Origin of the sequence: Zwartia hollandica, assembly GCF_019923725.1 — a bacterium.
GTDB lineage: Bacteria > Pseudomonadota > Gammaproteobacteria > Burkholderiales > Burkholderiaceae_B > Zwartia > Zwartia hollandica.
The window spans coordinates 753629-778025 of record NZ_JAHXRI010000006.1 but is presented as its reverse complement, the minus strand read 5'-3'; the positions used below and the strand labels follow the sequence as shown (position 1 = coordinate 778025).

Here is a 24397-nt window from a genome sequence, read left to right as displayed (position 1 = left end):
GCGTTAATGCGGACTAGCTCGGTCCTATCTTGTCGCGAGGCACCAACTCCTGCTGTATCACCTGACGCGCTAAATGACCCAACTTGGAGCGAGGCGGAGCCTCGCTCCCGTCTGGACTCCAGATCGGAGCCAAGAACACGGCTTTGACGGCGACGCCAGTACCTCCGAGTACTCGCCATAAATTTCGTACAAGCGTTTCCTCACCTACAAATGCGGCAAAGTCACTGCGTCTGCCGTGATGGTAAAAAACAAGTGCAACAGGCTGTATAGAGACTTCACCCTTACGTGCTGGCTCAAAGAGATTGGCATAAAACGGGAGTAAATCGTAGCCGGGCGAGGTCGTCCCTTCAGGAAATAAACCTACCGCCTGCTCACGCGCAAAACGCTCTTGCATAGCGTGACCGACCTTATGCACCGCATGGCGCGAGGCTCTTTCGATAAAGATTGTGTCGGCGCCAGCGACCAACCAGCCAAGTAACGGCCAGCGACGAATTTCACTCTTGGCAACAAATACTGTGGGGCGTGCGGCATTTAGTAGAAAAATATCTAACCAGGACACGTGATTCGAGACAAACAGGACGGGGCCGCTCGCTAAGGGGGAGCCACTGCGCGTCGTCAAAATGCCGCACAACACGAGCAACACGCGGGACCAATGCGTCTTGGTCCAGCCGCGTCCTGCCTGACCAATGAACGGGTGCAACAGAATGATTGCGCACAGTCCAAGCACAACCCAAATAGTGAGCGCACTCAGTCTGCAAATAAAGCGAAACAAACTCAACCAGCGAACTCCCAGGCGATCTGCCCGCGCACGATGGTTGTTTGCACGCGACCCGGCAAGTCGATACCTAAGAAAGGCGTGTGCTTGCTTTGACTTAACAAGGACTGTCGACTCACTTGCCAATACGCGCTCGGGTCTACGATGCACAGATCGGCTGGTGCACCGATGCCAAGCTGGCCCGCCGAAGCGACGGCCGAGGAGGAGGCTGCCAACACGCGGCCCGGCCCACTCGTGACGCGCGCTAACGCATCAACAAGTGGCACCTTCGCGTCTTGCGCCCACTTCAGTGTCAAGGACAAAAGAAGTTCAAGGCCTGTCGAACCAGGTTCGGCTTCAGCAAACGGCAGCATCTTTCCCTCATCATCAACCGGCGTGTGATCAGAACACACCACGTCGATCGTCCCATCGGCGAGTCCTGCGCGAATCGCATCCCGATCACGCTGTCCGCGCAGCGGTGGATCAAGTCGGAAGTTGCTGTCGTAATACCCAATATCGACATCCGTTAAATGCACATGATTAGCCGACACATCACACGTAACAGCTAATCCCTCGTGTTTAGCGGCGCGCACAAGTTCAATCCCTGCGGCAGAAGACAAACGACAAAGGTGCAGCCGAACGCCCGTGGTGCGCTGAAGATCAAACAAGGTGTTGAGAGCAATCGTTTCTGCTTGCTGCGGAATACCTGGCAATCCAAGACGTGAAGCATAGGCGCCGCTGGCAGCCACGCCACCCTTGGCTAGCCAAGGGTCTTGCGCACGCAACCACAACATAAAGTCAAATGTGCGCGCATACTGCATTGCGCGCAGTAATACTGTTGTATCGAGTACAGGCGTATCCGCTTGAGAAAACGCTATACATCCCGCATCGGTAAGTTCGGCCATCTCTGTCAGGGTTTCGCCCTTCAACCCTACAGTCATCGCGCCTAGTGGATACAAATTCACCTGTGCTAATTGTCTCGCACGATGTTTGAGCATTTCTACCAAGCCTGGCTCGTCGAGCGTTGGATCTGTATCGGGCGGCAAGACCAGGCTCGTAATGCCTCCGGCCAGTGCAGCGCGCATTTCACTTTCAAGCGTGCCGCGGTACTCAAACCCTGGCTCGCGTAAACGTGCGGCCAAATCGACAAGCCCAGGGACAACTAACTTGCCTGAAGCATCGATCACGCGCTCTGCTTTGAAGCCGGCGGGCGCCTGACCAAAAGCCAGAACATGTCCGTCCGCAACAAATAGATCCGTTTGTTGATCACGTTTGTTTGCCGGATCAATCACACGACCATTTTTAATCTGAAGCTTCATGCTGATGCTCCTGCAACGATACTCATGACAGCCATGCGCACTGCAATCCCGAACGTCACTTGATTCAAGATGACCGAATGCGGGCCATCGGCAACGGCCGAATCAATTTCCACTCCGCGATTCATGGGCCCCGGATGCATCACGATGCAGTCTGACTTCGCTAGAGCGAGTTTTTCTTCGGTCAAGCCATAATGTTTGAAGTATTCGTGCGAAGAGGGCAGTAAGGCGCCCCCCATTCGTTCGTTTTGCAGTCGTAGCATGATGATGACATCTGCGCCTTTTATGCCTTCCTTCATATCGGTGAAGACGCGCACGCCCATTTGGTCGAGGCCCGAGGGTAGCAACGTTAACGGTCCGACCGCACGCACCTCTGCCACACCCAATGTCGTCAAGGCGTGGATATTCGAGCGCGCCACGCGCGAGTGCAAAATATCGCCTACCACTGCCACCGTTAAATTGGCAAAGTCCTTTTTGAAATGTCTGATCGTATACATATCAAGCAGACCTTGCGTCGGATGAGCATGCCGCCCATCGCCCGCATTCACTACATGCACATGGGGTGCAACATGCTGCGCGATTAAGTAGGGGGCTCCACTTGCCTCGTGTCGCACCACAAACAGATCGGCCTGCATGGCCGACAAGTTTGCAATCGTATCGAGCAGAGTTTCGCCTTTTGCGGCGGATGAGACATTAATATTTAAATTGAAGACATCCGCCGACAATCTCTTTGCTGCGATTTCAAACGTGGTCCGCGTACGCGTGGAGTTTTCAAAAAACAGATTAAAAACACTCTTGCCACGCAAAAGAGGTACTTTTTTCACATCCCGATCAGCGAGCGGCACAAACGTCTGCGCGGTGTCAAGGATATGGGTCAAGATATCACGCGGCAGACCTTCGGTTGTAATCAGATGCGTCAGCTCACCATGTCGATTGAGTTGAGGATTACGCATCAATGCTCCTTAGATTCAATAGTAAGAACAAACGCACCTGTCTCTTTTTGAGACAAGACAAAACTCGCTGCAGGCGCCGGATCCACATAGCCGCCTACTGCGACGGCCGCAATCGGCAACTCTCTTCCACCACGATCGACCAGGACGGCTAAACGTATCGAAGCCGGTCGGCCATAGTCAAACAGTTCGTTCATTGCCGCACGAATCGTCCTGCCGGTGTAGAGCACATCGTCGACAAGAATCAAGTGCTTATCAGCAACCGGAAACGATATCTCTGACGGCATCACTTGCGCATGCAAACCAATTTTGTCGAAATCATCGCGATAAAAACTGATATCCAGCGTACCCATTGGCTGCGTGAGTCCGAGGTCTTTATGCAGTCGTTGCGCGAGCCAAGCACCGCCAGAATGAATCCCGACTAAATGGACCAGACCAGTGGGTAGCGATTGAATGATATGGCGCACCGCGGACAAGAGATTGCCGTAAAGCGTTTCAGCGTCAGGCAAGGTAGCGGGCGTGTAGGCGGGGGTTGTGGGGGCCATTCGTCGAGCCTCAAGTCAGCGCATCAAAGTAGCGTTGGAGAATAATAGCCGCTGCGACGGCATCATCAGGGGCATTGCCGGTAATTTTCTGCGCTTCCATACTCGAACCTCGCTCGTCAATCAACGCAACGGGTAAGCGGAAGCGACCTTCTAATTGATGTGCAAAACGTCGGCAGCGTGCAGTCGCCTCTTGATCTGAACCGTCCGTGTTGAGGGCAAGCCCGACCACCAGGCGCTCTGGCTGCCAGAGCTTAAGCAAGACTTCGATACGGGCAAAGCGCGCGTCACGCGTGGCTGTCTCGATAATTTCGAGAGGCCTAGCCTGTCTAAGTAAAGAATTTCCGAGCGCAACGCCTAATTTTTTGACGCCGTAATCAAAGGCGAGAAGCGTTTCCTCAGGCATGCCCCGCCACACCAGACAACATGACAGGATCAATCCCAAGTAGTTTAAGTGCGGCCGAGTAGCGGTCCTCTGGAGGTGTCGCAAAAATCACATCCGGGTTGGCCGGAACAGTCAACCAAGCGTTTTGTGCGATTTCGTTTTCAAGCTGCCCGGCGCCCCACCCTGAGTAGCCTAGGGTTACCAGCATTTTGTCGGGGCCATTGCCTTCTGCAACAGCCTGCAACACATCGCGAGAGGTGGTCAGGGCGAGCTGCCCAAGCTGAATACTAGAGCTGAAGCTACCAGCTGGCGAATGCAAAACAAAACCGCGGTCCGTGTGGACGGGTCCACCGAAATACACCGATGCGTTTAGAGGCAACGCGATTTCAAGTTTTAGATCTATTTTTTCTAGCAAGCCCGCCACGCTAAGGTCAGTCGGTCGGTTGATCACCAAGCCGAGCGCGCCTTTGGGTCCGTGCTCACAGAGATAAATCACCGTGCCAGCAAACTCGCCGTCGACCATGCCAGGCATGGCCATCAGAAACTGATTCGACAGGTCAATCGGCTCGGCGGCCGGCGTGGTTTGCTGCGTCATAGGCCCGGCTTAGATCTCCATCAATTCAAAGTCTTCTTTGCGCGCACCGCACTCTGGGCATACCCAGTTCGGTGGCACGTCTTCCCAACGGGTGCCTGGGGCAATACCCTCTTCGGGCACGCCAGTCTCTTCGTCGTAAATCCAACCACAAATCAAACACATCCAAGTACGCATTTTTTTCTCTTCGTTTCAGGACTTACCGCTCCACCGGGAATTTTAGGCGGATAAAACGGCTCATCTCTTACAATGGGGTCAATCTTACCGAAACCAACAAGGCTTTGCCTGCCGATCGCTTGCCTTTTTGACATGAATCAACCTGTTTCAACACCGATTACGCTGATTTTTGGCCCTTTTGACCCAACCGGGTCAGACGGACTGCCTGCGGACGCGGTAACGTGTGCCACGCTTGGCGGGCATGCGATCTCAACGCTCACCGCGGTGACTATTCAAGACACAGCCGAGAGCGAGTCGGTATTTCCCTGTCCGGCCGAACAAATCGATGATCAAGCCCGTTGCCTGCTGGAAGACGTGCCGGTTGGGGCAATCAAAGTGGGAGCCTTGAACTCTGCCGAAGCAGTCAGCGCGGTCGCGCAAATCGCGGCAGATTACAGCCAGGTTCCTTTGGTTCTGCACTTAGGTGCGCCAGAAATCACTACGGAACAACCTGAGGAAGAAGAGGAAGAGGAGGTCGAAGATCTCGTCGGATCTGTCCTCGAGCTGCTCGTCCCGCAAGCACATGTTGTGGTCGTCGAAGCGCGTCGACTGACACAATGGATCACTGAAGATGTGCTTGAAGCTTCTGGATTGACCGCCGGACCACAAGCGCTGCAGGCGATTGGTGCCGACTGGGTGTTGGTCACAGGAAGCCCGCAGCGCCCCGGCCACTTGGTGAACATCCTGCTTGGACCAGATAATGAAGCGTTCACCTGGCCCTGGGTTGCACCACCAGAACGGTTACGTGACTCTGGTGGATTGGTCGCTGCCGCACTCGCCGCCCTACTGGCCCAAGGCCTAAGCGTTGAAGAGGCCGCAAGACAGGCCTGTGCTCATGCTGAACAAGCGCTCGCCCAGTCTTTTCAACCAGGAATGGGGCGACGCATCGCGCGCCGCCATCCTAAGACCCCCTGACCGAAACCCTCTGAGCTTCGTCCCTATGAACAATAACCTCAGGTTTCCGCGCGGCCTTTACGGTGTGACACCAGAATGGACGGATGCAGACAAGCTCGACCAAGCGGTGCGCGCCGCCGCCCGCGGGGGCATGACTGGGCTGCAATTGCGCCACAAAACAGCGACACCAGCCTGGCGCAAAGCGCTTGCGCGACGACTCCGGGACACGTGCCAAGAGTACGGTGTCGTGTTTATGATCAACGACGACTGGCGTCTTGCCCTGGAAGTCGGCGCGGACGGTGTACACGTCGGACGAGAAGACGATGCACCAGAGTTGGTTCGGCGTGAAATCGGTCCCAAGTTATTACTTGGGGTCTCTTGTTACGCGGATATCTCTCTTGCCACGAAGCACTTAGCGCATGAGGTTGACTACATTGCCTTCGGCGCCATGTTCTCGTCACAAACCAAACCGCTCGCCCCACCCGCACCGTTGTCGGTACTGACCGACGGCCAAGCACTATGCCAGGCAATGCCACATCCCCGCCCCACTGTGGTCGCGATCGGCGGCATCGGTGTCTCGCAGGCCGGCTCGGTGATCCAAGCAGGCGCTGACACAATCGCCGTGGTGGGCGGACTCTTTGCCTCACCCAACATCGAAGAAACTGCGCGCACCTTCAGCGCGAAGTTTCCAGACGCTCACTCAAAAACCTGATACTTTCTCCCGATCAACCGGAGTACTTCCTATGCCTACTAATGCCGAACTCTTTGCACGCGCCAGTCGCAGTATTCCTGGAGGCGTCAATTCACCTGTCCGAGCTTTCCGCTCCGTCGGTGGCACACCTCGTTTTGTCGCCCGCGCACAAGGACCCTATTTTTGGGATGCAGAGGACAAACGCTATATCGACTACATCGGCTCTTGGGGGCCCGCAATTCTGGGGCACGCGCATCCAGAGGTGGTGCGCGCCGTGCAAGAGGCGGCCGTCCATGGCCTGTCGTATGGTGCACCCACCGAGGCAGAGATTGAAATTGCCGAAATGCTGATCGCACGCATGCCCTCGATAGAGCAGGTGCGTCTGGTTAGTTCTGGCACCGAAGCCACCATGACAGCCATTCGTCTAGCCCGAGGCGCAACGGGGCGCAACAAAATCATCAAATTCGAAGGCTGTTATCACGGCCATGCAGACAGTCTGCTTGTGAAAGCAGGTTCAGGCCTGTTGACCTTTGGCAATCCAACTTCAGCTGGCGTGCCACCCGAATTCGTGGCACACACCATTGTGCTGGACTACAACGACATCGCTGGCGTCAAAACAGCCTTCGCACAACACGGTAAAGACATCGCTTGCATCATCGTGGAACCGATCGCAGGAAACATGAATATGATCAAGCCTATCGCAGGCTTTCTGGAAACACTGCGCAGCGAATGTACAGCACATGGTGCGCTCTTGATATTCGACGAAGTGATGACCGGCTTTCGTGTCGGGCCACAAGGGGTGCAAGGCCTGACCGGTATCAAACCTGACATCACCACGCTCGCAAAAGTGATTGGCGGCGGGATGCCCATCGGTGCCTTCGGCGCAAGCGCCAAAATCATGAGCAATATCGCGCCACTGGGCGGTGTCTACCAGGCGGGCACCCTCTCGGGCAACCCAGTCGCCGTAGCAGCAGGGATCACGACGTTAAAGCTTTTAGCCAAGCCCGGCTTTTATGAAGACCTCAGCAAGCGTACCCGCACCCTGTGCGATGGCCTGGTGGAGCGCGCACGCGCGCACAAGATTCCATTCAGCGCAGACTGTGTTGGGGGGATGTTTGGCGTGTACTTCTCAGACAAAGTTCCCACCACCCTGGCCGAAGTTTCTGCAAGCAACATCGAAATGTTTAAGGTGTTTTTCCATGGCATGCTTGACGAAGGTGTGTACTTCGCACCTTCGGCCTACGAAGCAGGGTTTGTTTCGAGTACCCACGATGACAGCGTCATCGCAGCAACCATTACGGCAGCCGACAAAGTGTTTGCGAAACTAAACGCCTAAGTAGCGCGTCCAAAGACTGCGATCAGCGTCTAGTTCGGCGGAGCTACCCTGCCATACGACGCGACCGCGCTCGAGAATAATATGTCGATCGGCAAGCTTGATCAGCCGTTCGACATATTTATCGATGACTAAAATGGTTTGACCAGCCTCGCGTAGCCGCGCAAGGCACTGCCAAATCTCTTCCCGAACGATCGGTGCTAGCCCCTCAGTGGCCTCATCAAGAATCAGCAGCTTGGGGTTGGTGACTAGCGCACGACCAATTGCCAACATTTGTTGTTCGCCACCCGATAGTTGGTTACCCATGTTGCCCTGTCGCTCGCGCAGACGTGGAAACATGTCAAAGACCCGTTCAAGATCCCACCGCTGACTTGCATTGCCGTTACGCTGTGCGGCAAATGCCGTCAGGTGCTCCCGCACGGAAAGATTAGGAAAGCACTGGCGACCCTCAGGTATGATGGCCAAACCAAGACGTGCGATGCGGTCAGGAGCCCATCCCGACACGTCTTGACCCTCAAAACTTAGTCGCCCCGTTTGCAGAGGCAGTTGACCAAAGACCGTGCGCACAAGCGTGGACTTACCCATCCCGTTGCGTCCCAATAACGCAACTACCTCACCGACACCGATCTCAAGAGAGACATCGAATAACACTTGGCTCAGACCGTAACCACTTTGAATATTTTGCACGCGCAACATCAAGCCGTCTCCTCGCCGAGGTAGGCTTGCCGCACAGCTGCGTTCGCACGTATCTCAGCTGGGGTACCGGTGGCGATCACGCTGCCATAAACCAACACAGAGATGCGATCTGCGAGCCGAAATACCGCCTGCATATCGTGCTCAACGAGAAGCATCGATACTCGACCACGCAAAGAGCCGATCAACTCCGTCAAGCGAAGGGTCTCATCAGGACCCATCCCTGCCATGGGCTCGTCGAGCAACAATACACTGGGCTGCGCCGCAAGCGCTAACGCAAATTCCAATTTGCGCTGCTCACCATGCGGCAAGGCGCCTGCCGGTTGCCGCCACAGAAGCTGGTCGATTGCACACTGCGCGGCCAAGGTAGCCGCAGCTTCATGCAGCGCACGATCCGATTCACGCGGTCGCCAAAACTCAAAACTGCTACCAGCGTGTGCCTGTACAGCGAGCATTAAATTATCAAAGACGGAAAGCTGCTTAAAAATATTTGTGATTTGATACGAGCGCGATAAGCCCGCTGCGACCCGGGCATGCGGTGACAAGCGGGTCACGTCGCGATCGCCCAACTGCAAATTGCCGGCATCAGCGGCTATCGTGCCAGAGAGCAAATGAATCAATGTGGACTTTCCAGCGCCATTAGGGCCAATGAGCGCGTGTATTTCACCGGGCAAGACCGTTAGCGAAACTTGGTCACAGGCAACGAGTGCGCCGTATCGCTTTGTCAGTTGATGGGCATGCAATGCAACTGTCATGCTGCGCGCCCCGACTTTGAAAATCGCCTAGCAAAGGTACTCCATGCGCCTGAAAGCCCACGCGGTGCAAACAACACAATCGCCAGCAACAGAAACCCGAGCGGCATATGCCAGTAGTCAGTGTAAAGACGCAGGACCTCTTCAAGCCAAAGCATCACTGCGGCGCCCACGACTCCGCCATAACGCAGACCGATTCCACCCACGATCACCATAATGATCAGGCTCGCCGAGGACGTCCAGTGCATCAAACTGGGTGATACAAACAAGTTGTGATTAGCCAGCAAGGCGCCAGCGAGACCCGCAACGGCGCCAGCGAGCACAAACGCGAGCAACTTAATCTTGAATACGGGATACCCCAGGGCTTCCATCCGGGGCTCGTTTTCTCGAATCCCTTGTAACGCTTGGCCGAAGCGGGCCTGAACAACCCGATTCATCAGCCAAAGACATCCCACAACAATCACAAGCACGACATAGTAGGAAGTCAGATCATTAGCAAGATTCAGCCCTGGCAACTGCAGGGGCGCCGGCAAATTAATGCCATCTTCACCACCGTATTGGCGTAACGAAATGAACAAGTAAAACACCATTTGCGCAAACGCCAGTGTGATCATGATGAAGTAGACTCCTCGCGTACGAAGCGAAACTACCCCCACAATCAAAGCCAGCCCGGCAGAGACCAACATCGCGATTGGCCAACCTAGCCAAGCCTGCTGCAAACCCTGCGTCGATAAAATGGCAGCGACATAAGCGCCCGCACCGAAGAAGGCAGCATGGCCAAGCGCCACCATTCCGCCGTACCCAAGAATAAAGTTCAGGCTACTTGCCGCGAGCGCAAAAATTAGAACGCGTCGAACAAAGGACACGTAAAAATCAAGGTTGAGCGCTGGCGCAACCAACGGGAAGGCAATCAACAAAACCAGACACAGCCAAGGAAGGCGTGAAGAGAGAGATTGCATGATTAGCCGCGCGCCGGAAATAAACCAGCGGGTCTAAACACTAACACCACCGCCATCAAGATATAGATTGAAATAGCGGCAAGTGTCGGTCCCACACTCGAGGCAACCGCCGGCGAAAAAAATGCCTTCAACAACGTCGGCAAAAAGGCACGACCCGCCGTGTCGACGAATCCTACTAATAACGCGCCGACAAATGCGCCACGTATAGAGCCGATGCCTCCGATCACAATACATACCAGCACTAAGATCAGAATTTGCTCGCCCATGCCGGCTTGAATCGCAGTCACTGGGCCAAGCATTGCGCCCGCCAAGGCGGCTAACATCGCACCCAATACGAACACACCTAAAAATAGCAGGGGCACTCGCACCCCCATCAAAGTAGCCATTTGTCGATTCGAGGCTCCGGCCCGCACCAGTACGCCAGCACGCGTGCGCGTGACAAACAAATACAGACCGAGCGCAGCCGCAAGCCCAACCGCAATAATCAGAAGCCGATACGCGGGATACAACATATTGGGCAAGATATGCACGGGGCCGGAAAGTGCTGCTGGCATACTCATCATGACAGGAGCAGGCCCCCAAATCATCTTCACGACATCGTTGGCGATCAGAATAATGGCGAAGGTACCAAGCACTTGTGCTAAGTGGTCGCGCACGACCAAGCGTCGTATCAGTACAAGCTCAATAATCAAGCCCACCAGCCCAGTCACCACCGCAGCAACAACGACGGCGAGCAGAAAGGATTGGGTGGCCTGCATGGTCTGGGCCGCAACATAGGCACCCGCCATGTACAACGAGCCATGCGCCACATTCAGGATATCTAGAATCCCGAACACCAGCGTCAGGCCCGCCGCAATCAGAAACAACATTAGTCCGAACTGTAAGCCGTTGAGCAATTGCTCGGCGATTAGCGTTGCACTCATATCAAACGAACAGTCGGGTTAGGTTTCTTATTTCTTGCACTCGCCAACATAAACATCTTGGTAGGAGTCAAATACTTTACCCACCAATTTGTTGGTAATACTGCCGTCTGCTGCCTTTTCGATCACGCGAACGTAATAAGGCTGAATCGGGAAGTTATTCACACCGTATTTGAATGGACCGCGCACCGATTGGAAGTCCGCTTTTTTGAGCGCAGCGATGACTGCACCACGGTCCGCAACTTTACCGCCTACGGCTTTGACAGCAGCATCCATCGCCATAATGGTGTCATACGCTTGTGCAGCGTAAACGGTCGGCTGGCGATTGTTGTATTCCTTGCGGAAAGCGGCAACAAAGGCTTTGTTTTGAGCATTATCTAAGTCGTGGGCCCATTGTGCAGTATTAAACATACCAATCATCGGCTCACCCACTGCACGAATCACGTCCTCATCTGCCGAAAATCCAGGCCCCACCAGCTTGACGCTCTTGTTCAAACCCGCCGAAACAAACTGCTTAATAAAATTGATGCCCATCCCGCCTGGCAAGAAGATATAGATCGCATCAGGTTTGGCGTCACGAATCTGGGCAAGCTCGGCAGCGTAGTCGATTTGTCCAAGCTTGGTGTAAACCTCTTGGCTCACAGCGGTCTTGTACCCACGCTTAAAGCCAGTTAACGCATCTTTGCCAGCTGGATAGTCTGGCGCGATGATGACCATCTTTTTAAAGCCACGGTCTGCCGCAACCTTGCCGGCAGCTTCGTGAAAAGCGTCGTTCTGATAGGACACGCCGAACCAGTAGTCATTACATTGTGCGCCGGCAAACTGGCTTGGGCCAGGATTGTTAGATAGGTAGGGAATTTTGGCCGCAAAGAGCGCTGGTCCCACGGCGAGTGCGACGTTAGAGCCAATCGGACCCGTGAAAAAATCAATTTTGTCCCGTTGTATATAACGGCTAACCAACTGACGGGCTTGGTCAGGGTTACCGCCCATGTCTGCCTGCAAAAACTCAGCAGGTTGTCCACCGAGTTTTCCACCCAGCTGCTTGATCGCCAAATTGAAGCCGTCACGGGCCTCGGCACCTAGTGCCGCAAAAGGGCCTGACAGGTCATTTGCGATCCCCACTTTGATAGGGGTCTGTGCCATGACTAGGCAAGGTAACAATGCGGCGGCCGCAAACAGTTTTTGAATCAGGCGCATCTCTGGATCTCCTAGATGTTTAAGGCCCGGCAATTAGGCTTGGTACGGGCGAAATTTGTCACCGCAAATAGTAGCAGGTGAGCCACCTTTTGCCATCCCACGCGAAGAATCCCCTGCTGCGCGCCTAGTGGTATACCCGAGCCCAAAACAGGTGATAATTGCGTTTTGTTCACTCCACCCTGTGACTCACCATGGCCGTAAACCTACATATCCCAAAAGATGACGCCGTCTATCCCGTTCCGGGCGTCGAAATCGGTGTAACCGAAGCTGGAATCCGTAAAGCAGACCGACGAGACTTAACAGTCTTTAAGTTAAGCCCCGGGTCAACCGTTGCTGGGGTGTTCACTCGCAATCGATTCTGCGCGGCACCCGTACTGGTTTGCCAAGAGCACCTGAGCGCAGGCGCTGCAATTCAAGCTCTGGTAATCAACACGGGCAACGCCAACGCAGGCACGGGCGAACCTGGCCTAAAGGCCGCCAATGAAACCTGTGAGGCGCTGGCTAAGCTCATGGCCTTACAAAGCAATCAAATCCTGCCGTTCTCAACCGGGGTCATTCTTGAACCCCTCCCCGTTGACCGAATTAAAGCGGGCTTGCCTGCTGCGTTAAAGAACCTGAGTGCAAACAACTGGGTCTCCGCTGCACACGGCATCATGACCACCGACACCCTCCCAAAGATTCACTCACAGCGAATTTCCATGGGTGGCAAGACAATCACGCTTACCGGGATTAGCAAAGGCGCTGGCATGATTCGCCCGAATATGGCTACCATGCTGAGCTACTTGGCTACCGATGCTGGCATTGCGCAACCCTTGCTGAATCAGTTAGCACGTGAAATCGCTGATGTCTCATTTAATCGCATCACGATTGACGGCGACACCTCAACGAATGACTCCTTCATCGTGATCGCGACAGGCAAAAGCGGCCTGATGGTCGACAGCACTGCGCACCCCCAATATGCAGAGCTCAAAGCTGCACTCGCTGCAGCCGCCACCGATCTCGCACAAAAAATTGTGCGAGATGGCGAGGGTGCAACAAAATTCATGACAATCCGGGTAGAAGAAGCCAAGTCATCGGCCGAGGCGCTACAAGTCGCCTACGCCGTCGCGCATTCACCCTTGGTCAAGACAGCGTTTTTTGCGAGCGACCCAAACCTCGGTCGTATCTTGGCAGCAATTGGCTACGCCGGAATCAATGACCTGGATGTCGGTGGCGTCAAGCTATGGCTCGGCGATGTCTTGGTCGCTACACAAGGCGGTCGCAATCCGTCTTACCAGGAAACCGATGGTCAACGGGTGATGAAAGAAGCCGAAATTTTGGTGCGTATCGCGCTGGGTCGCGGCAACACGACCGAAACCGTATACACCTGCGACTTTTCCCATGAATACGTCAGCATCAACGCCGATTACCGTTCCTGATTCAAGATGAAACCTAACACCGAAAACAACTTACCCATGGTCGATCTTATGGCGCGGGCCACCCGCGTCTTGGCGCAACTCGAGGCGTGGCTGCCTCCAGCACCACCCCCTATCAATTGGGAGGCGCACGCCTATCGGTGGCGCAAACGTGGCGCCTCGCATGGATGGCTTGATGCAATCGCCAATGTGTCATTGATTAATCCCGAAGATCTGCAACACATCGAACGCCAGAAAGATATCATTGATCGCAATACGCGCCATTTTGTCGAGGGTAAGCCCGCCAATAATGTGCTGATGACCGGCGCACGTGGCACAGGAAAAAGCTCGCTTGTGAAAGCCATGTTGGCAAGTTACGGTGGTCGTGGTCTGCGACTGATTGAAGTCGACAAGGCAGATCTCGGCGACCTCGCTGACATTGTTGACTTAGTCGCCTCGCGTCCTGAAAAGTTTATTGTCTTTTGCGATGATCTTTCTTTCGAAGAAGGCGAGTCCGGTTACAAGGCGCTAAAGTCTGTACTGGACGGGTCTGCCGCATCGAGCGGTAACAACGTGCTGATTTATGCAACCTCAAACCGCCGACATCTCATGCCCGAATACATGAGCGAGAATCTTGCTGCGCGCCACCAGGCCGACGGTGAGGTGCATCCTGGTGAAACAGTCGAAGAAAAAATATCGCTCTCGGAGCGCTTTGGGCTTTGGCTGTCTTTCTACCCCTTCAAGCAAGACGATTATCTGGACATCGTTGCGCACTGGCTTGAAACACTCGGCTGTTCCAAGCAGAGCATCGCCGAAGCGCGCACCGAAGCCTTGCAATGGGCGCTTGAGCGTGGCTCACGTTCGGGTCGTGTTGCTTGGCATTTCTCTCGGGACTGGGCTGCTCGGCATGCCTGAAAAAATTATCGATGTCGCAGTGGGAGTGTTGCTGCGACCCGATGGCACAGTTTTGTTGGGTAATCGCCCTGCAGACAAACCTTGGCCAGGCTGGTGGGAACTGCCCGGTGGCAAGCTAGAGCCGGGCGAGTCCGTGATGCAGGCGCTCGCACGAGAACTGCTCGAGGAACTCGGCATCCAGATCCACACCGCCACGCCCTGGGTCACTTATGTGCACGCCTACCCAACCACGACTGTGCGACTGGCCTTCTGTCGCGTCACCGGCTGGGATGGGGAGCCACAAGGTCTGGAAGGACAGCTTCTGCGTTGGGTGCCACTTACACAGGCGTTGGATGTCCCAAAGTTATTACCTGCAACCTATCCGCCGCTGCGCTGGATGAACTTGCCGGAGGTCTATGCAATTTCAAGTGCGGGGTCGCCTCAGGGCCTGGCTGCGTTCCAACAGCGTTTAGCCCAAGGCCTCAAAGAGGGCGTCAAACTCTTGCAATGGCGCGAGCCTGGGTGGCCGGACGGCCCGGCAAGCACGAGCTTGAAAACTGCTTTTGATGCAGTTCTCGCGCAGTGTCACGCAGCCGGAGCGCGTGTTGTCGTCAATAGTGTTCACCCTTCAGCCTGGTGTGCTCAAGGTGACGGCATGCACTTGCGCGCAGCCGATGCCAAAGGTTTTAGCGTTCGTCCAGAACTACCTGCAGGGCATCTCGTGGGTGTTTCGACACACGATTTATCTGAACTACAACATGCCCGCAAACTCGAAGCCGACTTCGCGGTCCTGGGACCCGTTCTGCCAACAGCCTCACATCCGGACCACCCCGGGATCGGTTGGGAAGAGTTTGCACGTCTCAATCAACAGGCGGGGCTGCCCGTCTATGCGCTCGGCGGGCAATCTGCCGAAACGCTTGCGCAGGCGAAATCAGTTGGTGGGCACGGCTTTGCTGGGCTGCGTCGTTGGATTACCTGAGTCATCCAAGCGCTTAAGATCCTCTGCCGACCAACCTCCCCCTAACGATGCAACCAAGCGCACGCTCGCTGCGAATCGATTACCAACCAAGGTAATGTAAGTACGTTCGTTATTTAGCGCAGTCGTCTCCAATACAGCCACACTTAAATAATCAATCAACCCTTGGTCATACTGGTTGCGGGCTAAACGCAGCGACTGTTGCGCTGACTGTACAGCCAAACGCTGCACCGCCTCCTCCTGCTCGAACACGCGCATTTGCACCATCGCGTTCTCGACTTCCTGCAACGCAGTTAATACTGTTTGCCGATAGATCGCCACCTGCGCATCAAACTGGGCACGCGTCTGATTGATCTGAGCCTGACGCGCTCCACCATCGAAAATCAATGCGGCAAGCTGTGGGCCAAGCGCCCAAAACTGAGCGGGCGCAGTAAACCACTGCGTGAAATCGTTACTACGGTAGCCCGCGTTGGCGTTCAGTGTGAGGTTCGGAAACCAGGCGGCCGTCGCGACGCCGATCTGTGCGTTTGCCGCAGCAGTGCGTCGCTCGGCTGCGGCAACATCGGGACGTCGCTCAAGTAACTCGGACGGCAAACCCACTGGCACCATAGGTGGAACCAATGGGACTTTCTCTGCCTTAATCGCGAATGTTGAGGGTGCACGGCCTAGTAAGACCGCCACCGCGTTTTCAAAAATCGCTCGTTGCTGCTCAAGATCGATGAGTTGCGCCCGAGTACTTTCTAATTGTGTGCGTGCAACAGACACATCCCCTTGCCCGGAAATTCCTGCGTTATACCGATTCTGGGTAAGCTTCAACGCCCGTTGATAGGCATCCACTGTTGCTGTCAACAAGCGGCGCTGCTCATCAAGGACACGCACTTGTAGATAGGCGAGCGCCAACGCGGTCTGTGCCGTCAAGCGTGCGCCCGAAACGTCCGCTGCCAATGCAAGCTCTGTCGCATCAGTTGCTTCGATATTTCGGCGCACACTACCCCAAATATCGATCTGCCAGGTAGCCTGCGCACTCAAACCGTAAGAGTTGTTTGTCGCACTCGCACTTAAACCCGAGGTAGAGCCTGCAGCGCCCGCACGCGTGGCGCTCCCCGTTGCGGTGACCGAAGGCAGCAATGGCGCGCGCGCACCCTGAGTCACTGCAACAGCCTGCCGAAAACGTGCTTCGGCCAGCGCAATATTTTGGTTCGACACATTCAGCTCTTGCATTAGCTGTGTCAGGGTTGAATCACGATACATCAACCACCACGGCTCGCGCGGTGCATTTGCTAACGCCGGCTGTGCCAACTTCCAGCCGGGCGATTCCTTGAACTGCACCCCCACATCAATCGTAGGTCGCACATAGTCTGGTCCCACCATGCACGCGGTCAACCCAATAAGCGGTAGCAACGTCACTCCGACACGCAGCATGCGCTGTGCATTGTTCGTTAACGTGGAAAAAATATTCATCATGCGTGAGGCAACCCAGAGGATGCAGAGGTAACCGGTTTAGCCGAAGTAGAGGAGCCCGACTGCTTGCTCCAAGGCCGGCTGAGCATCCACAACCGGAAGCGATCCAAATAAAGATAAACCACAGGAGTAGTGTAAAGCGTGAGCAATTGGCTGACGAGCAAACCACCAAGAATGGTGATTCCCAGAGGCTTGCGCAACTCCACGCCTGCGCCCGATGCGAAGACCAAAGGCATCGCACCGAAAATAGCTGCCGCGGTGGTCATTAGAATAGGACGGAAACGCGTCAAACAGGCCTGATGGATCGCATCGCGCGGCGAAAGCCCGAGCCTGCGCTGGGCATCCAAGGCAAAATCCACCATCATGATGGCGTTTTTCTTCACAATACCTATCAATAGAAACACGCCAATCAGCGCGATCAGGGTGAACTCGGTCTTAAGCAATAACAAGGCGAGTAAGGCACCTACACCCGCCGAGGGCAGTGTCGACAAAATCGTCAGCGGATGAATCGTACTCTCATACAGCATCCCCAAAACAATATACATGGTGACCAACGCCGCCAAAATCAACCACGGCTGATTCGACAGCGCGCTTTGCAAGGCTTTGGCAGTACCCTGAAAGCCCGCCTGTATCCGCTCACTTGGCAAGTTAATTTCAGACACAGCTTGCTCAATGGCTTTACTCGCCTGGCCAAGTGAAACATCTGGGGCCAAATCAAACGAGATCGTATCTGCGGCCAACAACCCTTGATGTCGGACACTCAACGGTGAATTGCTGACCTCGAACTTTGCAAACGCAGAAAACGGTACGCGCTGACCCGTCTGGCTCAGCACATACACATCATTCAAAGAGTCCGGATCTTGCGCAAAGCGTGGAGCGACTCCCATGACGACTCGATATTGATTGCGAGCGCCATACATCACCGAGATCTGTCTCTGACTAAACGAGTTATTCAGAACGGCCGAGATGCTGGCCATCGAAATCCCCAAGCGTTGCGCTGCATCACGGTCTACAAGAATAGAGACCTGCCTTCCTCGATCCTCAACGTCAGTATCCACATCCACGAGTTCTGGCAATTTCGCCAGCGCCTCTTGCACCTTGGGCAACCACTCTTTTAAATCACCAAGCTCGCTCGCCATTAAGGTGTACTGATACTGAGAGCTACTTTGCCGACCGCCGATCCGAATGTCTTGCTGCGGCACTAAAAATAGACGTGCTCCTGGATTACCACTGAGCTGTGGCCGCAAACGATTGATCACCTCACGTACCGAGACCTTGCGCTCGGCAAAGGGTTTTAGTTGTACGGCTAAAAAGCTGAAGTTGCTACCACCACGCCCGTTGGCATAAGCCGTCACGGTGCTAATCGCGGGATCCCGCATTAAGATTTGTCGAAATCGATCAAGCTTAGGCTTCATTGACTCAAAAGATGTACCCTCATCTGCCGAAAAAAATCCCAGCATCATGCCCGTGTCTTGTTGCGGAAAAAAACCTTTTGGTACGGCTCCGTAAAGATAAAAATTCAATCCAATTGTCGCGGCCAACAACAACATCATGATCCGACCATGACGCAGTGCCCAGTCGAGCGTCAACGAGTAACCTCTGACGGTGGCATTCAGCGCAGCGTCAAGCATACGTCCAATAAAACCAGGTGTTCGAGACGCAACCTCATCCTTTTCTTGTCGCCGTAGCATGCGTGCTGCCATCATGGGCGTTAGGGTCAGTGAGACCAGCATCGAAATAACGATCGCCGCTGACAAGGTCACCGCGAATTCACGGAACAAACGTCCAGGGAGGCCCCCCATTAACAGAATCGGTATAAAAACAGCGATCAAGGAAATGCTCATCGATAGAACGGTAAACCCAACCTCCCGCGTGCCACGCAGCGCGGCGCGTTTTACAGATTCGCCACGTTCAATGTGCCGCATGATGTTCTCAAGCACAACGATCGCATCGTCAACAACAAACCCCGTCGCCACAATCAAGGCCATCAAGGACATCGTATTCAACGAATAGCCCGCCAAATACATCACCCCGAAGGTCCCGATCAGCGATACAGGGACTGCCACAGTTGGGATCAAGGCTGCGCGCCAGTTCCGTAAAAACAGCAACACAACTAGCATCACAAGACCAATAGCAATGACGAGCGTGTGCTCTGCCTCGCGCACGGAGGCCCGGATGGACGGCGTACGATCCTGCGCGACATCAAGCGTCACATCCGCGGGCAACATAGCCCGCAAGACAGGTAAATCAGCACGGATCTGATCAACCGTCTCAATGATGTTTGCCTTCGCCTCGCTGCGCACAAGCACCAAGATTGCCTGTTGCGCATTGAAATAGCCAAGATTAAAGGTGTCTTCAACAGAGTCCTCGACCTGCGCAACATCAGACAAGCGTACCGCTGCTCCATTTCGCCAAGCGACGATCAGAGGGCGATAGTCGGATGCCTTCCAGAGTTGATCGTTGGCAACTATTTGCCAACGAAGCGTGTCGTTCTCTAGAAATCCCTTTGGTCGCGTGGAGTTTGCTGCCGCGATGGCCATGCGGACGGCCTCCAACGACACACCATACTGCGTCAGCTTTTCAGGATCAAGATCGACTCTGACTGCAGGTAATGAGCTGCCACCAATTTGAACCTCACCTACTCCCTGGACTTGGGATAACTTTTGCTGAACAGTCGTCGAAGCAATGTCATACAACTGGCCTTGGGACAAAGTCGCAGACGTCAGCGCAAGCGTCATGATCGGCGCAGCAGACGGATTCGCTTTTTTATAAGAAGGGTTGTTACGCAGCCCACTTGGCATCATGGCGCGTGCTGCGTTTATCGCTCCCTGTACGTCGGTCGCAGCGCGGCTGATGTCGCGACTTAAGTCGAACTGCAAGGTGATACGCGTCTGGCCCGTTGTGCTGCGCGAAGTCATTTCGGTTAGGCCCGCAATCGTCCCCAAGGAGCGCTCAAGCGGAGTCGCCACGGTTGCCGCCATCACCTCAGGACTTGCCCCAGGCATGTCAGCGCGCACCGAGATCGAAGGCAACTCAATTTGTGGCAGGGGCGCGATGGGTAGCAGACTATGTGCCAGCAAGCCGGCTAGTACCACCCCAAGCCAGATCAACGTTGTGGCCACGGGGCGCACAATAAATGGCCCGGACAGACTCATTACTGGGCCCCTCCTTGAACAACGGGCATATTACGGCCGTGCAGACGATCAAAGAAAAGATAGATCACGGGCGTTGTAAAGAGTGTCAAAACCTGGCTCACGATGAGCCCCCCCACCATCACCAAACCTAGGGGCTGACGCAATTCAGACCCCGTGCCTGTCGACAGCATCAAAGGAACCGCACCAAACAAGGCGGCAAGCGTTGTCATCAAAATAGGACGAAACCGCAGGATCGCTGCCTGCTCGATGGCCTCGCGCGCTGACAGTTTGAGTTTGCGCTCAGCCTCGAGTGCGAAATCAATCATCATGATGGCGTTCTTCTTGACGATACCAATCAGCAGGATGATGCCAATAATGCCGATCATATCGAGATCGCGACCTGACAACTGCAAAGCAAGTAAGGCGCCAATCGCCGCAGAAGGCAGAGTAGAAAGAATCGTGACGGGATGAATGAAACTTTCGTACAGTACGCCAAGTACGATATACATCGTGATGACTGCAGCCAGAATCAATAACAAGGTGCTGGAGAGTGACGCCTCATAGGCGCGTGCGGCGCCCTGAAAGCGGGTCTGAACACTCAAGGGCAAACCAATTTCTTTCGTTGCTTGGGTGACAGAATCTACCGCGCTCGACAATGAGGCCCCTGGCTTCAAATTGAACGATACGGTGACGGAGGGGAATTGGTCTAAGCGATTAATCACAAGAGGCGAGCGTCCCTCAGTGACCTTCACCACGCTCGTCAAAGCAATCGGCTTACCTGTCGTACTTTTGACATAGACCGTCGAGAGAGATCCCGGATCGCGGCGAAACTGCTCGGGTACTTCAATCACGACACGATACTGATTCGATTGCGTAAATACCGTCGAGATCTGTCGTTGGCCAAAAGCGTCGTATAGAGCATCATCAATCGCAGCAGCAGACACTCCTAGTCTTGCAGCAGCATCGCGATCAATATCAATAAAGGTGTTGAGGCCATCCTCTTGCATGTCATCAATGACATCTGCAAGCTGTGGCTTGGCGCGCAGGGCATCCACAAGTTTTGGTACCCATATCGCAAGCAATTCAGAGTCTGCGCTTTCTAGGGTTAGCTGATACTGCGTGCGGCTCACGCGGTCCTCGACTGTGAGGTCTTGTACCGGCTGCAAATAGAACTGCAAACCAGCCACGAACTCGAGCTCCGTCTGCAGCCGACCCATCACCTCAGAAATAGCTGAACGTCGCTGACCGTGTGGCTTCAAGGCAACTTGTATTCGCCCGGTATTGACGGTTTCATTGACCCCGTCAATACCGATAAAGGAGGACACGCCACTCACATCGGGATCTTGTAGGATTGTCTTTACTGCAGACTGCTGTCGCTCAGCCATGGCAGCAAACGCTAAATTCTGCGGCGCTTGGGTCACGATCTGTATCAATCCCGTATCCTGCAGTGGGAAAAAACCTTTGGGAATCGCTATATAAAACAATGCGGTCAGTACGAAGGTGCCGAGTGCGACGACCAACGTTAATCCTTGCCGCGCCAACACCCAGCGCAACGCCACACCGTAGGTCACGATCAGTTCATCGATTTTTTTCTGAACAAATTGAGCAAGCCAGCCTCCACGATCATGATCCCCGGCGCGCAACAGACGCGCGCACATCATCGGTGTCAACGTTAGCGATATAAGCAAAGAAAGCAATATTGCAACAGCGAGGGTGACAGCAAACTCTCGAAACAAACGCCCCACCACCTCGGTCATGAAAAGCAAGGGGATCAATACCGCAATTAACGATAACGTGAGCGACACCAAGGTAAAGCCAATTTGTGACGCACCCTTGAGTGCTGCCTGCATCGGCGTATCACCGCGTTCCAAGTAGCGTGCGATATTTTCTATCATGACAATCGCATCATCCACTACAAAGCCCGTCGCGATCGTCAAGGCCATCAAGGTCAGATTGTTAATACTGAAACCAGCCAAGTACATGATCCCAAAAGTTCCCACAAGGGACAGGGGCACAACAACGCTTGGAATCAAGGTGGCTGTTAATGTGCGCAGGAACACAAAAGTCACCAACACTACCAAACCAATGGCAATAAACATTTCGACCTGCACGTCTCGTACCGACGCGCGAATCGTTTGGGTGCGGTCCGACATCACGGTCACGTCGAGGTTGGCAGGCAACGCGGTCCGCAACTGCGGTAGCAAGGACTGAATGCGATTGACCACATCGATGACATTGGCACCCGGCTGTCGCTGCACGTTAAGAAGAATCGCAGGTTGTGTATCTGCCCAGGCTGCGAGTCGTGAATCCTCGGCCTCCATCAAAACGGACGCAACATCTGACACACGCAACGGTGCATCGTTGCGGTAAGTCACCACTAAATCCATGTAGTCGCTAGGGTTCTTTAATTGGTCATTGGCGTTTATCGTGGTCGAGCGAGCCGGGCCATCCAAGGTCCCTTTGGGTTGGTTAACGTTCGCCCCCACCACTGCGGTACGCACGTCTGCCAACGTCAACCCATATGCTGCAAGTGACTGTGGATTTGCCTGGATGCGCATCGCCGGTCGCTGCCCTCCCGCCACACTCACCAACCCAACACCAGCAACTTGCGATATTTTCTGCGCCATCCGTGTATCAACTAAATCACGAATTTGCGGCAATGGCACAGTGGGCGAAGTAATCGCCAACGTAATCACTGGCGCATCTGCTGGATTAACTTTGTTATAGATAGGCGGTACAGGCAGGTCTCGAGGCAACAAGTTACTTGCTGCATTAATGGCTGCCTGCACTTGCTGCTCGGCCACATCCAAGCGCAGTGAGAGCGCGAATTGCAAGGTAATGATCGATGCCCCGGCCGAACTACTGGAAGTCATCTGGCGTAGTCCGGGCATTTGCCCGAATTGACGCTCGAGCGGGGAAGTCACTAAGGCCGCCATCACCTCTGGGCTTGCACCAGGGTAAAACGTGGTCGCCTGGATAGTTGGATAATCCACCTCAGGTAAGGACGATACTGGGAGCCATCGATACGCGATCAAGCCCGAGAGCAATAAGGCGATCATCGCCAATGTTGTGGCGACTGGTCGCAGAATAAAGGGGCGCGAGAGATTCACGGCCGCGCGGACCCCGATGCGCCGGCAGGGCGTCGAGCCGCATTATTGGGTTCACCAGAAGCGCTCGGCGCTCCGATAACGCGAACTTTGGCACCGGCGCGCAACCTATCGGTGCCCTCAAGGACCACACGGTCGCCCACCTTGATGCCGTCCAGGATGACGACTCGTTCACCGCTACGATCGCCTATTTTGATGGGCTTAACCGCTGCCGTGTCATCAGCCTCAACAACATATACAAAGGCGCCACGATTTCCTTGCTGTACGGCAGCCGCTGGGATCGTGAGGGCGTTTTGTAATGTGCGTACCTTCATTCGAATATTAACGAACTGGTTCGGAAACAACGCGTCAGTCTGATTAGCAAATTCAGCCTTAAGCTTGACCGTCCCCGTTGCGATATCAATTTGATTGTCAATCGATGAGAGTTTGCCCTCTGCCAAACGATTCATATCTGCACGATCATAGGCATCGACGGCGAGTATTTGTCCGCCAAGCATGGGTTCGCGCACGGCAGGTAAATCATTTTCTGGCAGTGTAAACATCACGGCGATCGGCTGTGTTTGCGTAATCACAACAACACCAGCCGGATCGTTCGCGTTCACAAGATTGCCTGCATCCACACGACGCAGCCCAAGTCGGCCTGCGATAGGAGCGGTGATGGTGGTGTAGCTTAGTTGCAAGCGTGCATTATCGACGGTGGCCTGATCACTTTTAATCAGACCTTCAAATTTACGTACGAGGGCAGCTTGTGTGTCGAGCAGCTGGGGAGCAATTGAATCCTGCTTGCGTAAGGTCTGATAGCGCTGCAAATCGCGTTTTGCATTCTCATACTGCGCTTGATTTTGTTGCTGGGCACCCAGTGCCTGATCGAGTGCAACCTCAAACGGTCGAGGATCAATGCGGGCCAATATATCGCCCGCTTTTACGCTCTCACCCTCTTTAAAAAGAACCTCGACTAATTCACCTTGCACACGACTACGCACAGTGACTGTGTTGAAAGCGGTCACCGTTCCAAGACCACGCAAATAAATATCAAGATTTTCAGAGACGGCCGCCTGCACCCTGACAGGCACCATCGGAGTCATGCCTCCCTGTGGCTTCTTGGGTGCTACTTGCTGGCCGCCATCGCTTAACCACCAATACGTACCGCCAGTAAGTGCTGCCAAGATTACAACGATCCAAACCCAAGGCAGCCGACGGGCGGACCTGGAAGGCACATGCTCAGACATAGGGATTC

Annotated in this window: 22 protein-coding genes; 6 read left to right on the top strand and 16 right to left on the bottom strand. The window is 54.5% G+C overall.

All coding sequences use genetic code 11. The annotated features are described in order from the left end of the window. Nucleotides 1-13: 13 nt before the first annotated feature. The 7 genes from KZZ10_RS07075 to KZZ10_RS07045 are packed head-to-tail and all read right to left on the bottom strand — an operon-like array spanning nucleotide 14 to nucleotide 4716. Nucleotides 14-778, bottom strand: a complete 765-nt coding sequence (locus KZZ10_RS07075; protein ID WP_259660781.1) for a lysophospholipid acyltransferase family protein — start codon at nucleotides 776-778, stop codon at nucleotides 14-16. After that, nucleotides 775-2073: a dihydroorotase gene (locus KZZ10_RS07070; protein ID WP_259660780.1), complete on the bottom strand. Its 1299-nt coding sequence runs from the start codon at nucleotides 2071-2073 to the stop codon at nucleotides 775-777. Before KZZ10_RS07070 ends, KZZ10_RS07075 begins: the two co-directional genes overlap by 4 nt. Continuing rightward, complete coding sequence (locus KZZ10_RS07065; RefSeq protein WP_259660779.1) at nucleotides 2070-3023, bottom strand: aspartate carbamoyltransferase catalytic subunit; 954 nt, start codon at nucleotides 3021-3023, stop codon at nucleotides 2070-2072. The genes KZZ10_RS07070 and KZZ10_RS07065 overlap by 4 nt, the downstream gene beginning before the upstream one ends. Then, complete coding sequence (pyrR, locus tag KZZ10_RS07060) at nucleotides 3023-3565, bottom strand: bifunctional pyr operon transcriptional regulator/uracil phosphoribosyltransferase PyrR (protein ID WP_259660778.1); 543 nt, start codon at nucleotides 3563-3565, stop codon at nucleotides 3023-3025. The genes KZZ10_RS07065 and pyrR overlap by 1 nt, the downstream gene beginning before the upstream one ends. A 10-nt stretch (nucleotides 3566-3575) precedes the next feature. Beyond that, entirely contained in the window at nucleotides 3576-3968 is a 393-nt protein-coding gene (gene ruvX / locus KZZ10_RS07055) for a Holliday junction resolvase RuvX (RefSeq protein ID WP_259660777.1), read from the bottom strand. Next, nucleotides 3961-4542 (bottom strand): YqgE/AlgH family protein, encoded by a 582-nt coding sequence (locus KZZ10_RS07050; protein ID WP_259660776.1) that lies wholly within the window; start codon nucleotides 4540-4542, stop codon nucleotides 3961-3963. The genes ruvX and KZZ10_RS07050 overlap by 8 nt, the downstream gene beginning before the upstream one ends. A gap of 9 nt (nucleotides 4543-4551) precedes the next feature. Further along, nucleotides 4552-4716 carry a rubredoxin gene (locus KZZ10_RS07045; RefSeq protein WP_259660775.1) on the bottom strand — a complete coding sequence of 55 codons (165 nt, stop codon included), beginning with the start codon at nucleotides 4714-4716 and terminating at the stop codon, nucleotides 4552-4554. A gap of 132 nt (nucleotides 4717-4848) precedes the next feature. Between KZZ10_RS07045 and thiD the strand changes: the two genes are divergently transcribed. The 3 genes from thiD to hemL are packed head-to-tail and all read left to right on the top strand — an operon-like array spanning nucleotide 4849 to nucleotide 7676. Next, nucleotides 4849-5670, top strand: a complete 822-nt coding sequence (gene thiD / locus KZZ10_RS07040; protein ID WP_259660774.1) for a bifunctional hydroxymethylpyrimidine kinase/phosphomethylpyrimidine kinase — start codon at nucleotides 4849-4851, stop codon at nucleotides 5668-5670. A 25-nt stretch (nucleotides 5671-5695) separates the two neighbouring features. After that, nucleotides 5696-6361, top strand: coding sequence for a thiamine phosphate synthase (thiE, locus tag KZZ10_RS07035; RefSeq protein ID WP_259660773.1), 666 nt, complete (start codon nucleotides 5696-5698; stop codon nucleotides 6359-6361). Between the two features lie 31 nt (nucleotides 6362-6392). After that, nucleotides 6393-7676, top strand: coding sequence for a glutamate-1-semialdehyde 2,1-aminomutase (gene hemL, locus KZZ10_RS07030; RefSeq protein WP_259660772.1), 1284 nt, complete (start codon nucleotides 6393-6395; stop codon nucleotides 7674-7676). Here hemL and KZZ10_RS07025 read toward each other — a convergent pair. Genes KZZ10_RS07025 through KZZ10_RS07005 form a run of 5 tightly spaced genes read right to left on the bottom strand, consistent with a single transcriptional unit; the run spans nucleotide 7665 to nucleotide 12194 of the window. Next, a complete protein-coding gene (locus tag KZZ10_RS07025; RefSeq protein WP_259660771.1) occupies nucleotides 7665-8369 on the bottom strand; it encodes an ABC transporter ATP-binding protein in 705 nt (234 codons plus the stop codon). The genes hemL and KZZ10_RS07025 overlap by 12 nt on opposite strands. After that, nucleotides 8369-9121, bottom strand: coding sequence for an ABC transporter ATP-binding protein (locus KZZ10_RS07020; protein ID WP_259660770.1), 753 nt, complete (start codon nucleotides 9119-9121; stop codon nucleotides 8369-8371). The genes KZZ10_RS07025 and KZZ10_RS07020 overlap by 1 nt, the downstream gene beginning before the upstream one ends. After that, nucleotides 9118-10077: a branched-chain amino acid ABC transporter permease gene (locus KZZ10_RS07015; RefSeq protein WP_259660769.1), complete on the bottom strand. Its 960-nt coding sequence runs from the start codon at nucleotides 10075-10077 to the stop codon at nucleotides 9118-9120. The genes KZZ10_RS07020 and KZZ10_RS07015 overlap by 4 nt, the downstream gene beginning before the upstream one ends. Before the next feature lie 2 nt (nucleotides 10078-10079). Further along, a complete protein-coding gene (locus KZZ10_RS07010) occupies nucleotides 10080-11000 on the bottom strand; it encodes a branched-chain amino acid ABC transporter permease (RefSeq protein ID WP_259660768.1) in 921 nt (306 codons plus the stop codon). A 27-nt stretch (nucleotides 11001-11027) separates the two neighbouring features. Then, complete coding sequence (locus KZZ10_RS07005) at nucleotides 11028-12194, bottom strand: ABC transporter substrate-binding protein (RefSeq protein ID WP_259660767.1); 1167 nt, start codon at nucleotides 12192-12194, stop codon at nucleotides 11028-11030. Between the two features lie 191 nt (nucleotides 12195-12385). On the opposite strand from KZZ10_RS07005, the gene argJ reads away from it, so the two are divergent. The 3 genes from argJ to KZZ10_RS06990 are packed head-to-tail and all read left to right on the top strand — an operon-like array spanning nucleotide 12386 to nucleotide 15461. Beyond that, nucleotides 12386-13612 carry a bifunctional glutamate N-acetyltransferase/amino-acid acetyltransferase ArgJ gene (gene argJ, locus KZZ10_RS07000; RefSeq protein WP_259660766.1) on the top strand — a complete coding sequence of 409 codons (1227 nt, stop codon included), beginning with the start codon at nucleotides 12386-12388 and terminating at the stop codon, nucleotides 13610-13612. Nucleotides 13613-13618: 6 nt separating this feature from the next. Then, entirely contained in the window at nucleotides 13619-14503 is an 885-nt protein-coding gene (locus KZZ10_RS06995; protein WP_259660765.1) for an ATP-binding protein, read from the top strand. Next, a complete protein-coding gene (locus KZZ10_RS06990; protein WP_259661021.1) occupies nucleotides 14496-15461 on the top strand; it encodes a Nudix family hydrolase in 966 nt (321 codons plus the stop codon). Before KZZ10_RS06995 ends, KZZ10_RS06990 begins: the two co-directional genes overlap by 8 nt. Here KZZ10_RS06990 and KZZ10_RS06985 read toward each other — a convergent pair. From KZZ10_RS06985 to KZZ10_RS06970, 4 genes are read right to left on the bottom strand one after another with little or no spacing between them, the layout of a single operon-like run. Continuing rightward, entirely contained in the window at nucleotides 15414-16880 is a 1467-nt protein-coding gene (locus KZZ10_RS06985; RefSeq protein ID WP_375372553.1) for an efflux transporter outer membrane subunit, read from the bottom strand. The genes KZZ10_RS06990 and KZZ10_RS06985 overlap by 48 nt on opposite strands. A 38-nt stretch (nucleotides 16881-16918) precedes the next feature. After that, the gene (locus KZZ10_RS06980; RefSeq protein ID WP_259660763.1) at nucleotides 16919-20074 is read right to left on the bottom strand and encodes an efflux RND transporter permease subunit; all 3156 of its coding nucleotides are present in this window, start codon (nucleotides 20072-20074) and stop codon (nucleotides 16919-16921) included. Further along, a complete protein-coding gene (locus KZZ10_RS06975) occupies nucleotides 20074-23163 on the bottom strand; it encodes a multidrug efflux RND transporter permease subunit (protein WP_259660762.1) in 3090 nt (1029 codons plus the stop codon). Before KZZ10_RS06975 ends, KZZ10_RS06980 begins: the two co-directional genes overlap by 1 nt. Beyond that, nucleotides 23160-24395, bottom strand: coding sequence for an MdtA/MuxA family multidrug efflux RND transporter periplasmic adaptor subunit (locus tag KZZ10_RS06970; RefSeq protein WP_375372552.1), 1236 nt, complete (start codon nucleotides 24393-24395; stop codon nucleotides 23160-23162). Before KZZ10_RS06970 ends, KZZ10_RS06975 begins: the two co-directional genes overlap by 4 nt. Nucleotides 24396-24397 lie beyond the last annotated feature (2 nt).